Origin of the sequence: Halobellus sp. H-GB7, from assembly GCF_030848585.1 — an archaeon.
Classification (GTDB): Archaea; Halobacteriota; Halobacteria; order Halobacteriales; family Haloferacaceae; genus Haloquadratum; species Haloquadratum inordinatus.
In genome coordinates this window covers 441,612-455,797 of sequence record NZ_JAVDDW010000001.1, presented here as the reverse complement: position 1 = coordinate 455,797, position 14,186 = coordinate 441,612, and the positions used below count along the sequence as shown (strand labels likewise).

The 14,186-nt window shown below is 65.2% G+C and carries 16 protein-coding genes and 1 other RNA gene; 10 read left to right on the top strand and 7 right to left on the bottom strand.

What is annotated here, in order from left to right; all coding sequences use genetic code 11:
- Nucleotides 1-15 precede the first annotated feature (15 nt).
- Nucleotides 16-726 carry a cytochrome c oxidase subunit II gene (gene coxB / locus RBH22_RS02460; RefSeq protein WP_256544732.1) on the bottom strand — a complete coding sequence of 237 codons (711 nt, stop codon included), beginning with the start codon at nt 724-726 and terminating at the stop codon, nt 16-18.
- 220 nt (nt 727-946) lie between these two features.
- On the opposite strand from coxB, the gene cyoE reads away from it, so the two are divergent.
- The gene (gene cyoE / locus RBH22_RS02455; RefSeq protein ID WP_256544731.1) at nt 947-2,353 is read left to right on the top strand and encodes a heme o synthase; all 1,407 of its coding nucleotides are present in this window, start codon (nt 947-949) and stop codon (nt 2,351-2,353) included.
- A complete protein-coding gene (locus tag RBH22_RS02450) occupies nt 2,353-3,021 on the top strand; it encodes a hypothetical protein (protein WP_306676426.1) in 669 nt (222 codons plus the stop codon). Before cyoE ends, RBH22_RS02450 begins: the two co-directional genes overlap by 1 nt.
- 76 nt (nt 3,022-3,097) lie before the next feature.
- Here the strand turns inward: RBH22_RS02450 and RBH22_RS02445 are convergent, their stop codons facing one another.
- On the bottom strand, nt 3,098-3,271 hold the full coding sequence (locus RBH22_RS02445; RefSeq protein WP_256544729.1) for a hypothetical protein: 174 nt from the start codon (nt 3,269-3,271) through the stop codon (nt 3,098-3,100).
- 103 nt (nt 3,272-3,374) lie between these two features.
- Between RBH22_RS02445 and RBH22_RS02440 the strand changes: the two genes are divergently transcribed.
- Nucleotides 3,375-3,605 (top strand): Rdx family protein, encoded by a 231-nt coding sequence (locus RBH22_RS02440; protein WP_306676425.1) that lies wholly within the window; start codon nt 3,375-3,377, stop codon nt 3,603-3,605.
- Between the two features lies 1 nt (nt 3,606).
- Here the strand turns inward: RBH22_RS02440 and RBH22_RS02435 are convergent, their stop codons facing one another.
- Both RBH22_RS02435 and RBH22_RS02430 read right to left on the bottom strand, forming a co-directional pair.
- The gene (locus RBH22_RS02435; protein ID WP_256544728.1) at nt 3,607-4,002 is read right to left on the bottom strand and encodes an OB-fold domain-containing protein; all 396 of its coding nucleotides are present in this window, start codon (nt 4,000-4,002) and stop codon (nt 3,607-3,609) included.
- Nucleotides 3,999-5,153, bottom strand: a complete 1,155-nt coding sequence (locus RBH22_RS02430) for a thiolase family protein (protein WP_306676424.1) — start codon at nt 5,151-5,153, stop codon at nt 3,999-4,001. Before RBH22_RS02430 ends, RBH22_RS02435 begins: the two co-directional genes overlap by 4 nt.
- Before the next feature lie 124 nt (nt 5,154-5,277).
- Between RBH22_RS02430 and RBH22_RS02425 the strand changes: the two genes are divergently transcribed.
- From RBH22_RS02425 to RBH22_RS02415, 3 genes are all read left to right on the top strand, one after another.
- Nucleotides 5,278-5,694, top strand: coding sequence for a hypothetical protein (locus tag RBH22_RS02425; RefSeq protein WP_256288103.1), 417 nt, complete (start codon nt 5,278-5,280; stop codon nt 5,692-5,694).
- 102 nt (nt 5,695-5,796) lie between these two features.
- An RNA gene (ffs, locus tag RBH22_RS02420) (signal recognition particle sRNA) lies at nt 5,797-6,107 on the top strand.
- Nucleotides 6,108-6,264: 157 nt separating this feature from the next.
- Nucleotides 6,265-7,560, top strand: coding sequence for an MFS transporter (locus tag RBH22_RS02415; RefSeq protein WP_256544725.1), 1,296 nt, complete (start codon nt 6,265-6,267; stop codon nt 7,558-7,560).
- Between the two features lie 158 nt (nt 7,561-7,718).
- Here the strand turns inward: RBH22_RS02415 and RBH22_RS02410 are convergent, their stop codons facing one another.
- From RBH22_RS02410 to RBH22_RS02400, 3 genes are all read right to left on the bottom strand, one after another.
- Nucleotides 7,719-8,912, bottom strand: a complete 1,194-nt coding sequence (locus RBH22_RS02410; protein ID WP_306676423.1) for a DUF4382 domain-containing protein — start codon at nt 8,910-8,912, stop codon at nt 7,719-7,721.
- Between the two features lie 131 nt (nt 8,913-9,043).
- A complete protein-coding gene (locus RBH22_RS02405; RefSeq protein WP_306676422.1) occupies nt 9,044-9,820 on the bottom strand; it encodes a DUF2797 domain-containing protein in 777 nt (258 codons plus the stop codon).
- A gap of 90 nt (nt 9,821-9,910) precedes the next feature.
- Nucleotides 9,911-10,855 (bottom strand): NAD-dependent epimerase/dehydratase family protein, encoded by a 945-nt coding sequence (locus RBH22_RS02400; protein ID WP_256288099.1) that lies wholly within the window; start codon nt 10,853-10,855, stop codon nt 9,911-9,913.
- A gap of 130 nt (nt 10,856-10,985) precedes the next feature.
- On the opposite strand from RBH22_RS02400, the gene RBH22_RS02395 reads away from it, so the two are divergent.
- From RBH22_RS02395 to RBH22_RS02380, 4 genes are all read left to right on the top strand, one after another.
- Nucleotides 10,986-11,540 (top strand): tRNA (cytidine(56)-2'-O)-methyltransferase, encoded by a 555-nt coding sequence (locus tag RBH22_RS02395; protein WP_306676421.1) that lies wholly within the window; start codon nt 10,986-10,988, stop codon nt 11,538-11,540.
- A gap of 581 nt (nt 11,541-12,121) precedes the next feature.
- Nucleotides 12,122-12,652 carry a transcription factor gene (locus RBH22_RS02390; RefSeq protein WP_121568152.1) on the top strand — a complete coding sequence of 177 codons (531 nt, stop codon included), beginning with the start codon at nt 12,122-12,124 and terminating at the stop codon, nt 12,650-12,652.
- The gene (locus RBH22_RS02385; protein ID WP_256544720.1) at nt 12,652-13,329 is read left to right on the top strand and encodes a DUF2110 family protein; all 678 of its coding nucleotides are present in this window, start codon (nt 12,652-12,654) and stop codon (nt 13,327-13,329) included. Before RBH22_RS02390 ends, RBH22_RS02385 begins: the two co-directional genes overlap by 1 nt.
- 42 nt (nt 13,330-13,371) lie before the next feature.
- The gene (locus RBH22_RS02380; protein ID WP_306676420.1) at nt 13,372-14,172 is read left to right on the top strand and encodes a DUF5803 family protein; all 801 of its coding nucleotides are present in this window, start codon (nt 13,372-13,374) and stop codon (nt 14,170-14,172) included.
- Nucleotides 14,173-14,186: the final 14 nt, after the last annotated feature.

Here is a 14,186-nt window from a genome sequence, read left to right as displayed (position 1 = left end):
AAAGCGGGTGCGCGATTACTCGCTACTCTGCTGTTCGTCGAGCCACTGCTGGTACTCGTCCTGGGAGACGACCTCGACGGTGAAGTACATCTGCGAGTGAGCGACGCCACAGTACTCAGTACAGTAGCCCTGGTACGTCCCTTCCTCGTAGGCGACCGTCTTGATCGTGTTCACCTGTCCAGGCATCGCGTCCGTCTTGAGCGCTAACTTCGGAACGTGGAATCCATGGATCACGTCCCGTGATGTCACCTGGATTTGGACCGGACGGTCCTTCGGGACTACGATCTCGGTGCCGGTCGAGAAGTTACCCGATTCGGGGTACGACATCTCCCAGCCCCACTGGTACGCCTCGGCGTGGACGACGACGGGTTCGCCCTGGGTACTCTCGATCTCGGGGCCCGTAGCGACGTTCTCGTTCGCGAGAACGCCGTAGGAGGCCACACCGACGAAGAGGAGGATGATCGCCGTCGCGATCGTCCACGTGATCTCCAGGCGACGGTTCTCCTGGGTCGGTGACGGATCGTCGTTGTTCCTGAACTTCACCACCGTGTAGAGGAGGATTACCTCTACCAGGATAGTGATCGGGACAGCGATGTACAGAAGCTTCCCGTTCAACCCATTGATGAGTTCTGCGCTGGCGGACGCTTGTGCGGCGACCGGATCCGCGACGAGGCCCGCCACCACCACCGCGAGCAGTGAAACGAGTGCCAAACGCGTCTTTCGCATCGGTGCGGAGTTAGGAAGTACCACGTAAATAGTTGCTGACTTCGGTCACTCTATCGTACCGTCTGCAACAGACTGCTCGTCGCGATCGGTCGACTGCGACCGGGTGGTGTGTGGAGTAGTCCACATATTGTCCGATACTTTGCTGTCTCACGGACCGACTGCGGTCAGGAAAGCGGGGACCCTAAGTACGGTGATTCCTAACGGCGTATAGGTGACTTTCGTGGCGTCGACTGCAACACACAATCGGTTCCACAATCTGCTCGCAGCGACCGCCATCGGCGTCTATCTCCTCTTGCTCGTCGGTGCAACCACGGCTCTCACAGACGCGGCCGCGTCGTGTACGGCCTGGCCGATCTGTGGTGACGGCTGGACGTCGCCGACGTCGGCCGCGGGGTGGCTCGCAGTCGGACATCGGCTGCTGGCCGTCGCCGTCGGTGCCCTCGGCGTCGTGACTGTCGTCTCGGCCGTGCGCGCTGGTGCGGGGCGACGCGTCCTCGGTGCGACGCTCCTGGCAGGACTCCTCTATCCCGTCCAGGCCGCCCTCGGCGCGTTCGTCGCCGTCGGTGGTGCCGACGCAACGCTCTCGGCGGCGCACTTGACCGTCGGGATGGGAATCTTCGTTTCGCTGGTGGCCGCGCTCGCGTGGAGCCTCGAACGGGAGACGGGTGACCCCTCCGAAGAGCCCGTCGATAGCATCGATCTCGACCCGCCGGTCGAGAATTCCTATGAACCGGACATTCCGACCGACCGCCGGGAACGGCTGGTCGCGACCGCGAAGGCGTACGTCCGGCTGACGAAGCCTCGGCTGATGTGGCTGCTCTGTCTCGTCGCGGCCGCCGGGATGGCGCTGGCAGCGACGACGAACGGCGGCCTGACGATCGGCGTCGTGCTCGCGACGCTCGGTGGCGGCGTTCTGTCGATCGGCGCGTCCGGGACGTTCAACCACGTCTTCGAGCGCGACATCGACCGTCGGATGCAGCGGACGAGCGACCGGCCCCTTGCGACCGACCTCGTTCCCGTCCGCAACGCCCTCGCGTTCGGCGTCCTCCTGGCCGTGGGGTCGATTGCGCTGTTCGCGTGGGTGAACGTGCTCGCGGCCGTGCTCGGCGTCGCAGCGATCCTGTTTTACAGCGTCGTCTACACGCTCTTGCTGAAGCCGAACACCGTCCAGAACACCGTCATCGGTGGCGCGGCGGGCGCGCTCCCGGCGCTGATCGGCTGGGTCGCCGTCGACGGGCAGATCGGTCTCGGCGGGATCGCACTCGCGACGATCATCTTCCTGTGGACGCCGGCGCACTTCTACAACCTCGCGCTCGCGTACAAGGACGACTACGAGCGCGGCGGCTTCCCGATGATGCCGGTCGTCCGCGGTGAGACGACGACCCGCAAACACATCCTCTGGTATCTGGCGGCGACGCTCGTCGCCGCGGGTGCGATGGCTTCGATGCAGGCGCTCGGGCTGGCGTACGCGCTCACGACCGTCGTCTTCGGTGCGATCTTCCTCTACTTCGCGATCCGCCTGCACTACGAACAGACCGAAGCCGCGGCGTTCCGGTCGTTCCACGCGTCGAACGCGTATCTCGGGGCGCTGCTGCTCGCCGTCGTCGTCGACGCGTTGGCGGTATAATGTCCGTCGCACGCGCGGTCAGCGTCGACACGCGCGATCTTCTCTACGCCGCGCTGATCGGTAACTCCCTCGCGGTGCTCTCGGTCGCGTACGTTCTCCTGTCCGGAATTACGATCACGCAGCCACGCTATGCGGTCTACGGCCTCGCGTGGATCTTCGTCGGTATCTTTGCCATCTGGAAGACCGACCCGGCACCGGCCGACGAGCGGACGCGACTCCGGGCGGCCGCGATCGCGGTCCTCTATTTCGTCGCGTTGGCGGCCGCAGGCGGCGTTCTCGTCACGGCGATGCGCCCCGGGGCTGGTGAGTTCGGCGTCCGGCTGGCGACGCTCGCTCCGGGGTGGGGGCCAGCGCCGGTCGTCTCAACGCCGTGGGCGGCGCTCGTGTTGATGCCTGCCCGCATCGTCGGCTACGTCGCCTTGGCGTATCTGGTGTACGCGACAGTGATCGACGCCGCCGGCGCAGCGGTCTCGGGGATCGTCGGCTTGCTCTCGTGTGTCTCCTGTTCGTGGCCGATTCTGGCGTCGATTCTCTCGGGGGTGCTCGGCGGCAGTTCCGCCGTCGTTGCAGCGACGTTCGATTTCTCCTACGACGTGTCGACGGTCGTCTTCTTACTGACGGTCGCGCTGCTGTACTGGCGGCCGCTGTTCGGGAACCGGCTCGGGTGAACGTCGACGTGGTCGGTCGCTGCGACGACCGGACCGACCACGCCGTTCGGGGTCGAAATAGTGCGGTTCCGGGTGCTCAGGCGAACCCGACTGGCTGTGGCTTGGTTCGTTTCTCGGGGCTGTGCTCCTCGGTGACGCCGTCCTCGACATCGTCGGTGCGGATTTGGTCCTCCGTCTCCTCTTCACGCCGTGCGGCTTGCGCTCGTCGCTCCTCCGCTAGCGCCTTCAGTTGGTATGTATGGTAACACATACCAATGTACGAGTACGGCGTCAGCGGACAAAAGTCTGACTCCGAGACCGAACGTCGATCACGACGCGCTTAACACGGCACAGAGCCAACGCTCCGAGGACAGATGTCCGCTATCGAAGTCGAATACTGCGTTCCCTGTGGCTTCCTCGAACGCGCCGAGAAGATCCAGCACGCGTTACTCGAACAGTTCGGCGACCGGCTCGATCGCGTGGCTCTGGTGACCGGAGACCACGGCGTTCTTACTGTTGCGGTCGACGACGAGATCGTCTGGGATAAAGCCGAAGACGACTACGACGTCGACGAGATCACCCGTCGCGTCCGCGACGCGATATAAGTTACTCTGTGGGCTCAAACCGAAATCCGTCCCACTCCTGGCTCGCTGGTTCGCGGATGCCCTTCTCGGGATCGCGGAGTTCCGCGCAGTAGACCGGACGGACCTCGTCGCCGATCTCGACCTCCTCGGTCGTCACCTGACCGATGGCACGAACGGGCTCGCCGTCGACGTCGAACTCGACGATCGCGAGCGTGTTCGGCTGTCGAACGCCGGGTGGCGTCGCCGTCGACGTCGTCCACGTGACGACCTCGGCGACGTACTCGCTCAGGTCGACCGTTCCGGTCGGTTCCTCGCCGCCGGGCCCGAACGGGTGTCCGGGGTACGTGATGCTCCCGTCGGGGTAGCGGTACGCTTCCATCGTCTGTTCGTCGTCGCCGGTGTCTCGCTCGTCGCTCATAGCTGTCCCTCCAGGATCGTCGTCGTCACGCAGTTTCCGAACCCACCGACGTTGCAGGCGAGGCCGGTCTCGGCGTCGACCTGCCGGGCACCGGCGTTACCGATGACTTGCTGGTAGATCTCGTACACCTGTGCCACCCCGGACGCGCCGAGGGGATGGCCCTTCGACTTCAGTCCGCCCGAGGTGTTGATCGGGAGCTCGCCGTCGCGGTCGGTGACGCCCTCTTCGACGGCCTTCCACCCTTCGCCTTTCTCGAAGAAGCCGAGGTCCTCCGACTGGAGGAACTCCAGGATGGTGAACATATCGTGGAGTTCCGCGACGTCGACGTCGTCGGGGTCGGCGTCGGCCATCTCGTAGGCCTGTTCTGCGGAGTTGACGACGCCGCCCATCGTCGTCGGGTCCGCGCGCTCGTGAACGACGTGGGTGTCCGTCGCGCCCCCGATCCCGGAGACGACCGCGTACTCGTCGGCGTACTCGCGGGCGACCGACTCGGGGCAGAACAGCAATCCCGCAGACCCATCAGTGATCGGACAGAAGTCGTAGAGCCGAAGCGGGTCGGCGACGATCGGCGACTCCAAGACGGTGTCGAGGTCGACTTCCTTCTGGAACTGCGCGTGGGGGTTGTCGACGCCGTTCTTGTGGTTCTTCACTGCGACCTTGCCGAGAGACTCCCGCGGCGCGTCGTACTTGTCGAGGTAGTGGCGTGCCGTCAGTCCCGCAAAGGAGGGGAGCGTGACGCCGTGTTTGTACTCGACGGGGTGTGTCAGCGACGCGATGACGTCCGTCGCCTCCGCGGTCGATCGATGCGTCATCTTCTCGCCGCCGACGAGAAGCGTCATCTCCGAGGCGCCGGAGGCGACCGACTGCCAGGCCGCGTACACGCCCGCGCCGCCGGACGACGACGTCTGATCGATCCGGGCGGTGTAGGCGGGGACCGCCGAGAGGTCGTGTGCGAGGGCATTCGGGACGCCAGTCTGCCCTTCGAACTCTCCGCTCGCCATATTCGAGACGTACAGGTGATCGACGGCGTCCGCCGAGACGCCAGCGTCCTCGAGGCAGGCGCTGCCCGCCTCGGCGAGCAGCCCGCGGATCCACTCCTCGCGCTGCCCGAACTGGGTCATCGACGCGCCGATGATCGCTACGCGCTCCATAGTCGAGAACGAGGGGGTGGTGGCTTACCGGTTTCCCTTCCGGGAGACGAGCGGACCGGGCAGTCTCGACTTCCGATAGGTCTCGAAGCGCTTACACGCGAGCCAATCGACACGTGAGACGAGTATGAATCTCAGATCCGTCGCCCCGACGATCGGTGCAGTCGTGTGTCTCCTCCTCGCGGGCGTCGTCTTCGCGCCCGCCCTGTTGATCACAGCACCTGACGTGGGCGTCGCCGAGTACTACGCCGCCGGTCCCCTCGGCGTCTCGATCGTCGGCGTCCTCGCGCTCCTCAACATCGTCGTCTTTCTGGCCGGCGCACAGGAGCGCTCGGACCCGCAAACGCTCGGCGGCGTCGCGCTCGTCTCCGCGCTGGCGATGGTGCTGTTCTCGTTGCTGTGGGCGCTGTCGATCGATTCGACGCTGCTCTTCAGTTTCCCTGCGGAGTACGCCTGGATCGAGAACCACCGGTGGATCGTCGTCACGGGAACCTCCGTCGTCGCCGTCACTGCGGGAAGCTACGCCCGAGCCGTACTCCGTTGAGCGGGCACGGCGATACGGGCGGGGCGGGATTGCCCCCGACGGCGTCCGGCGATCGGCGACTCTGTGAGTCGAAAGCCCCTTATGTGGCCCCGGTCTACGTGTCGATGGACTAGGTCGGGCAGCTAGGCCCTGCTCTCCACCCGCAACTTTGGCCTTTAGCGGGGACCGAACCCGGGGGCGTCCGGTCAGACCGACACGGGCCCCGGAAGCCAACGTAGAAACCTCGTCCTTCGGGGACGGCGGTTCGTGAACGCCGGCCGCAGGGTCGGTCTGCCACGATTCGTCGCTGGCACCCCGTCAGGCGCGGAAGCGAGCAGCGAACCAGTGAACGTTCGTCGCTCGGAGGATCGCGGGGTGGAGGAGGCAACCGGGATTCCCCGTGCCGGAACGCCGGGCAATCTCGCTGTCCACCATTCATACCGTTTTCACGTTCGCGAGCGACGGCGCTGTGTCCGGTGAGTAGACGACGCGCGACCCCCTCGGCCTCGACTACGTCACCCGGCAACACACCCCTGTGGCTCCCCGAATAGTGCCGTTTAATTCCGTCGACGGCGGCGATTCGAACACGCAATGACAGGACACGCCAGCGGAGCGCTCGGACTCCTGCGCGACCGGGAGTTCGCCGCGCTGTCCGGGGTCGCCTTCGCCCGGAGTCAGGCCTACTCGACGATCCTGATCGCGCTGGCGCTCTACGCCGACCAGTTCGGCACGACTGGCGTCGTCGAAGGGCTGTTCGGCACGGCCTTCGCTATCGCGCAGTTGCTCGTCGTCCTCCCGCTCGGCCGGAAAGTCGACACGGGCAACGCCAAGCACTTCCTGCTCGCCGGCCTGGCGATCAACGTCGCCGTCTTCGTCGGCTTCGCGCTAGTCGAGAACTCGGTGCACGTGATCCTGATCCGAATCCTCCAGGGGCTCGGCGCCAGCCTGCTTTGGATCACCGGCTCGGCCGTCGTCGGCGAGATCAGCCCCGAGGACGGCAGCGGTCGCTGGCTCGGCGCGTACAATCAGGTCGGTGCCTTCTCCAGTCTCGCCGGCGACGTCATCGGTGGCTATCTGCTCTACACCTACGATTTCGTCTGGGCGTACGCGGCGCTGACGGCGATCACGTTCCTCGCGCTCGTCCTCGTGTGGCGCTACCTCCGCGACAACCCTGGCGGACAGAAAGACCCCGACGAGGCGACCGGCATGGAGACGTTCCGATCCCTGCTGAGCCGGCCGATGATCCGCGCGCTCGTGATTTTCCGGGTCGGCTTCTCGGTCGGCAAGATGGCCGTCATCATCTTCCTGCCGATCTTCGCGCGAACCGAGTTCGGGATCAACGCCTTCGCGATCGGGTGGATCCTCGCCGGCGGGAAGCTAACGAAGTCGATCTTCCAGGGGTATATGGGCGATCTGACCGACCGGATCGGCCGGCGATACTGGTTCGTCGCCGTCGGCGCGCTCCTGTACGGACTCGGGACGGCACTCATCCCGTTCGCACTCGTGTTCGAGGGGGCGATCCAGCCGGTTCGCTTCGACGCGTTCGGCCGGACGCAGGTGCTCGGTGGGGCGTTCTTCGCGCTCTTCGCTGCCTACGGCATTCTCGGTATCGCCGACAGTGTCCGGCTACCTGCGAGTATGGCGCTGTTCGTCGAAGAGGGTGAGACGCTCGATTCGGTGGCGTCGAGTATGTCGCTCCGGTCGATCGCCTGGAAGGTCGGCCAGGTCACGGGGCCGGTCCTCGTCGGCGGGATCAAGGACGCCGTCTCGACGACTGCGGCGTTTCTCACCGCCGCGGCGTTCATCGGCGTCGCGACGGGCATCTTCGTCATTACCTACCTGCGGACGCGGGAGACGCCGGTCGCGACGCCCGCGGCTGGGGACTGATAGGGAGTGTCGTAACTGTTCGGAGATTCTCGCCGTACCGTCCGGCGAGACATCTATCGAGACGTACGTTGATCCCTATGAGCACGAGAAAATTGGTGTGAAGAAGCAGAACGCGGGAGATGCCGCTGTGTGGGTGCCGCTCTGTGATCGTCGCGGCGTTAGCTCGTCGCGGTCGACGTTCCGCCGTCGCTACTCGATTGCGTCGTCGACTGCGTCTCTCGGGACGACTCCGTCTCGAACTCGACTGTCAGTTCGGTTTCGGCGTCGCCGCGGGTGATCGTCACTTCGAGTTCCTCGGCATCGCCGGGAACCGAAACCGTGGCCGTACCGTCGGCGTCAGTCTCCCCGACTCGGTCGTCGTCGACGGCGACCGTCGCGTTCGCGACGGCGGAGCCGTTCTGCGTGACGCTGACCGTCGCGTTCTCTCCCTGCGTGACGTTGCCGACGAAACTAGCGCTCAACGCGGCAGTCGCTTCCGCGGACTGTTCGCTCGCGTCGCCTCGTTCGTCGTCAGCATCGTTCTCGCCCTTCTCGCCGTCCTCGTCGTCTTTATCCTCATCGACCGGGTCGATCTCGACATCCGTCCCGGACTCGGAGATGACCGGCTTGAGGATGTACTTCCCGCTCTGGCCGGCCTTCACTGCCGTGATGTCGAAGACGAAGTCGACCGACTCGCCGTTACCGACGGTGAACTCCGAGTTCAACTGAAGCTTCCCGCTCGGGAGTTTCACGCGCTGGTCGCTGCCGTCTTTCAGCGTCCCGTTCACTTCGGAGACGTAGACGAAGACCTTCTCGTAGGTGCCGTTCTGGACGTCGAACGACGAGAGCTTCGTCGCGTTTGCGCCCTGCAGGCGCGTCAGATCGACGGTCCGGCTGTCGACTTCGTATTCGACCCACTCGCCCTCGCCGTCCTCGGCGTCACTCTCGACGTCGTCGTCCGATTCATTCTCCGTCTCGGGCGATTCGGTCTGGGTTTCGGTCGTCGTCTCAGTGACGTTCTCGGCGCCGGTCGCGGTGTCGTCGCTCTCGTTCGTCTCGTCACCGCTCTCCTTGGTGTCGTCCGAATCCTCATCGTCAGCATCGTCAGTATCGTCGCCATCGTCGTCGGCCGGGTTCAGGCCGACTCTGGTAATCGTGACGTTGAGGTGTTCGAAGTCACTGATCGCGTTCTGTTCGTCGCTGACGTAGAGATTCAGCGTGCCGCTGTCTGTCGCGCCGGTCGTCGACTGTGCCGCGGTCGTCGTCGATCCGTCAGTTGCAGTCCCGTCTTGCGAGCCGGTGATCCCGCCGGAACAGCCGGCGAGGAGCACCAGCGCCGCGACGAGGACGCTCGCGATTGTGGTTCGGTTCATTGCACCCGGTTCGAGACCCCGAACGACCATTTATACTGCAGGTACTGATCCCGGATTCACCCGAATTTGATCCGTTTAATTCGGGTACGGCGTCGGGGGGTTTTCCGAACCGAATCGGCCGGTGGCACGGGTCACCCCCACGCGCCGAGACTCGCTTGGACATCGCGCGTCGTCGCCTCCGCCGTCGCCTCGTAGCCGACGAGGTCGCGGAGGTCGACTGCGTACGTGCTCCCGGCGTGATCGAGCACGAGGAGGCGGCCCTGAACGCCGCGGACAGTTCCGGTGGCGATCGTCTCGGCGACGGGGCGATCGCGAAGGTCGAGTCCGTACGCGAAGTCGAAGCGGTCGGCGTCGTCAACGTCGTACTCCGCGAGCAGTGCGTCCCAGGCGTCGCCATCGACATCGCGGTGGAGTCCCGCGCGCTTCGTCGGCACGCGGATCCGATCCGGGATTTCGGCGGCGATCTCGGCCTCGCGCTCTCGCGCGATCCGACCGTCCGGGACTGTCTGGAGGAGCGCGCCGCGATCTGCGCCCTGCTCGCGGAGTCGCGTCTCCAGCCGCCACGCCTTCGTCACGCCGACCTTGAACACGTCCGGCGCGAAGGCCGCGAGGTAGATCGCGTGTTCCTCGACGCAGTCCATCTCGTCTTTCAGGCACGTCCCGGTGCACTTCGCACAGACCCACGTCGAGCGGTGCTGCGGGCAGTACGGCGCCGTCGGATTCGAACAGGAGATGTGACCCTCGTCGGTGACGGTGCCAGCGCAGTGACGCTCGCCGAGGGTGTACGCGAGTTCGGTGCCGGGATCGAGCGAGACGAATTCGACGTCGTATGGAGCGTCGGCGTCCGTGCCGGTCGCGTGGCTCACGAAGAGTCCTGGCTGGTCCGTGTCGTAGCCGACGAACTGCACGGGGCGACGTAATCGATGCGGGGTGAAAGCGGTGCCGTTCCAGGGTGGGGGCTCTGTGAGTCGCCGGGTCGCCGCTTTCTCTCGCGCTCGCTACGCCTCGGATTCGGCGCGCAGTTCCTCGTAGAGTTCCTCGGCGGCGCGGCGGACGGCGTCGTCGCTGGAGGCGTCGGCTTCCCAGCCGAGCCCCGAGAGCTTCTCGACGGAGAGCCGCATCCGCGGGACGTCGCCCTCCCAACCGCGGTCGCCGCCGGTGTACGCGTAGTCGGGGTCGAGATCCATCACGTCGGCGACGATGTCTGCGATGCGGTTCACGGAGGTCGTGGTTCGCGTTCCCAGATTGTAGGTGTTCATCGCGGCGTCGGCGTGCTCGACGACGTGGCAGATGGCGTCGACGCACTCGGTGACGTGGAGGTAGGACTTCTCCTGGCGACCGTCCCCGAGAATTTCGAGCGTCTCGGGGTCCGCAAGCAGTTTCTCGATGAAGTCCGGGACGACGTTGCCGCGCTGGTGCGGCCCGACGATGTTCGCGAAGCGGAAGCACCACACGGTGAAGTCTTTCGCGTGAGCGTACGTCGAGAGCAGCCCCTCGTCGGCGAGTTTCGACGCGCCGTAGACGCTGATCGGTTCGAGGGGTGCGAAGTCCTCGGGCGTCGGCCGCGGCGCTTCGCCGTACACGGTCGACGAGGAGGTAAAGGCAATGTCCGAGACGCCGACCTCCGCCATCCGTTCGAGGACGTTGTAGGTCATCTCGGTGTTCTCCTCGAAGAGCTTCCGCGGGTCGGCGAAGTTCGTGTCCGTGTAGGCTGCCAGGTGGAAGACGAGGTCGACGTCGGCGGTGATGACGTCCGCGACGTCGTCTGGGGACGTCATATCCGCCTCGACGAACTCGACGCCCGCAGGGACGCGGTCTCGCGTGCCTTTCGAGAGGTCGTCGGCGACGACGACGTCGTTGTCGTCGCGGAGTCGGTTCGCGAGGTGCGAGCCGACGAGGCCTGCGCCGCCGGTGACGACGATTCGCTTCTCGGAGAGGTCCATACTCGTGATGCAGTAGACAGCGGTAAGTGCGTTCTCCTTTTCGGGGTTGCGGACACCGGCGATCGTATGGCGTCGACGAGCGCGTACGCCATCCGAAGCGCCTTAGCGCCCGCACCGTCTCGATTCGGCTATGCAAGACGAATCCGAAGTGGCCGTGCTCCGCTACGGCCACCGGCCCGGTCGAGACGACCGGATGACGACGCACGTTGGCCTCACGGCGCGAGCGCTCGGCGCGGACCGAGTGATCTTCCCCGGCAACGCCGGCCAATCGGAGGAGACCGTCCAAGACATCACCGGGCGGTTCGGCGGCCCCTTCGACGTCGAACTGACGGATCAGCTGGACGCGACGATCCGCGAGTGGGACGGGCACGTCGTCCACCTCACGATGTACGGCGAGCGCGTCCAGGACGTCGAAGGCGACATCCGAGAGGCGCACCGGGAAGCGCCACTCCTGATCGTCGTCGGTGGCGAGAAGGTCCCCTTCGAGGTGTACGAACACGCCGACTGGAACGTCGGCGTCACCAACCAACCGCACTCGGAAGTCGCGGGACTGGCCGTCTTCCTCGACCGGCTCTTCGAGGGTCGCGAACTCGAACAGGAGTGGCCCGACGCAGACCGTCGGGTGCTCCCACAGGAGCGCGGCAAGCGCGTCGTCGACGCCGAGGAACTCGACGGCGGGTCGTGAGCGATCGGCGGTCGGTGACGACTCGCTAAGCGGGATACGACGACGTCGAAGAGAAATGCGCGAGAACGGCGGTGTAGACCCGGACGGGAGACGTTTTCCCCGACCCACACGGCCATCTAGCTTCGACACGCCGACTTTATCCGGAATCTCACCGGCGCTTGCCGAAGCGTTAGCCGGGTTCCCACCGGCATTGTCGACGTGCCGTCGCCGAATTTCACGAAGTCCGCTTGCGCGTACTCCGATAGTTGGCCTTGTCCCTCGGCCGCCCGGGCGGTCGAGCGTTCGGGACGGTGCGGTCCTCCTTCGGAACCGAAACCTCGTCGCCTTGTGACGGACTCTTCGGTTGTGGCTCCTAGCTCGTTTCGTCTCACCAGCGTCCAGGCGATCTGAAACGAGTCGTCCAGTGTGTCCCCGCCTTCTCGCGGGAATTATACTTACGAGGTACGTAATAATAAATCATTCTGAATAGTTTTCGAGGTGTTGTCATAATTCTAAGTAGTGGCTGTATGGAAACATACCGGAGCAGACGAGCGTCCCGGCTTCCGCAACTTTAAAACGACTGAGCGGCGCAACTGTGTACAATGGCTTTTGAGGAGCTGCTGAACGACCCTGTCATCCAGAAATACCTCCACGAGCTGGTGGGACCGACGGGGATGCCGGTGGCCGCGGCCCCGCCTGACGGCGAGGTAACCGACGAGGAACTCGCCGAGGAACTGGGCCTCGAGCTCAACGACGTTCGACGGGCGCTCTTCATCCTCTATGAGAACGATCTGGCGTCCTATCGCCGGGTCCGCGACGAGGACTCCGGGTGGCTCACCTATCTCTGGACGTTCCACTACGAGAACATCCCGGAAAACCTCCAAGAGGAGATGCACCGCCTTCTCGACGCGCTCGAAGAACGCCTGGAGTACGAACGGACCCACGAGTTCTACCTCTCGGAACCGGCGGGGATCCGCTTCGAGTTCTCCGAGGCGATGGAGCAGGGCTTTCAGTGCCCCGAGACCGGCGCACCGCTGGAACCGATGGAGAACGACGAGATGGTCGACTCGATGGAGCGACGGATCGAGGAGCTTCGCGACGAACTCAACGTCGACGTAGGTCGAGACGACTGATGGTCGCGCTCGCAACCAAATGCTACGTCGATGGCGACGCCCGCGAGCGAGCCCTCGACAGTTTCAATTCGCTCGTCGGCAACGAGATCGGCGAGCTATCGGTCGAGTGGACGGTCGACGTGCGCGAAGACGACTTCCTCGACGTCGACCTCGACGGCGAGGACGCGACTGTCGCCGCCAACCTCCTCGCCGAGTCGTGGGGCGAGATCGCTCCCGACCACGAGGACGGCGAGACCTACGTCGGAACGCTCGAATCGTGGGACGAAGACGGCTGGGTGCTCGACGTCGGCAACGGAAACAGCGTCCGGATTCCGGCCGAGGAACTCGGCCTTGGAACCGGGTCGCCTTCGCAGATCCGGGATCGCTTCGGCGTCGTCCAGCACACGCCGCTGCGGTTCGTCTACGGCGAGACGCCACGGCTCGCGGACGCCGAGCGCGACCGGCTGTACGACTGGACTCGCGAGGACGGCAGCGGGCGAGTGAACGTCAACAGCGCGACGCGCGGCGAAGTCCGCGCGACGGTCAACCGCGCCGGCCACGCGGCCGACATCGTTACTGTCGAGCGCCTCGGACTCCTCGAACAGAGCATCGTCTGCCCCGAGAGCACCGACCCGCCAGGGCTGCTCGCCAGCATCGGCTCGTACCTCCCGTCGGAGCTGAAGTGCGTTCTGACGTGAGGCCGACTCCTCTCCGAACGCTATGACCCACTTTCGCACCATATGAACCGTCGACTCCTCCTCGCGGCCGGCAGTCTCGCCTTGCTCGCAGTGATGAGCGGCTGTCTCGGCTTCGGAACCGGACCAGTGCCCGCCGAACGACTCGACAGCGAACCGGCCGCCGCCTACGAGTGGGAGACGAACCGGACAGTGCACATCACGGTGCAGGCAAACACCCAGTTCCGGGCCGTGATGGAGACGAACAGTTCGACTATCGAACTGTTCAGACGCGACGGCTTCGGCGGAACGAATCCGCTATCCGTCCAGTCGGTACGCTATCGCTATCCGAACGGGACCGTCGTGAACGGCACAGAGATCCGCGAAAACGGCGGGGAGATCCGCCGCACGCGGGACGAAATGATCGTCTCACTGCCGGAAAATGCACCGGCTAGCGGCGGTAAGCTCGCGTACACCAGCAGCGGAACGCCGAAGCGGTTCACGCTGCCTACCTACGTGGACGGCACCTACGAGGTGGTGTTGCCGCCGGACCGCCGGATCGACTTCCCCGTCTTCGGGAAGGTCTCGCCCGGCAATTACGACGCGACCATCGACGACAGCAGCCGCGTCCACATCGTCTGGCAGGAAGCGGTGACGGTCGAGACCATCTCGGTGCAGTACTACCTCCAGCGTGACTTGTACGTCTTCGGCGGGATCGTCGCCTTGGTCGGTGCCATCGGCATCGGCGGGCTGCTCTACTACCGACGACAGATCGAGCGCTTGCGACGCCGACGGATGGAGATGGGCGTCGACGTCGAGACCGACGACGACGAGTTCGACGACGGGCCGCCGCCGGGAATGCGCTGAGACCGACGGCCCGC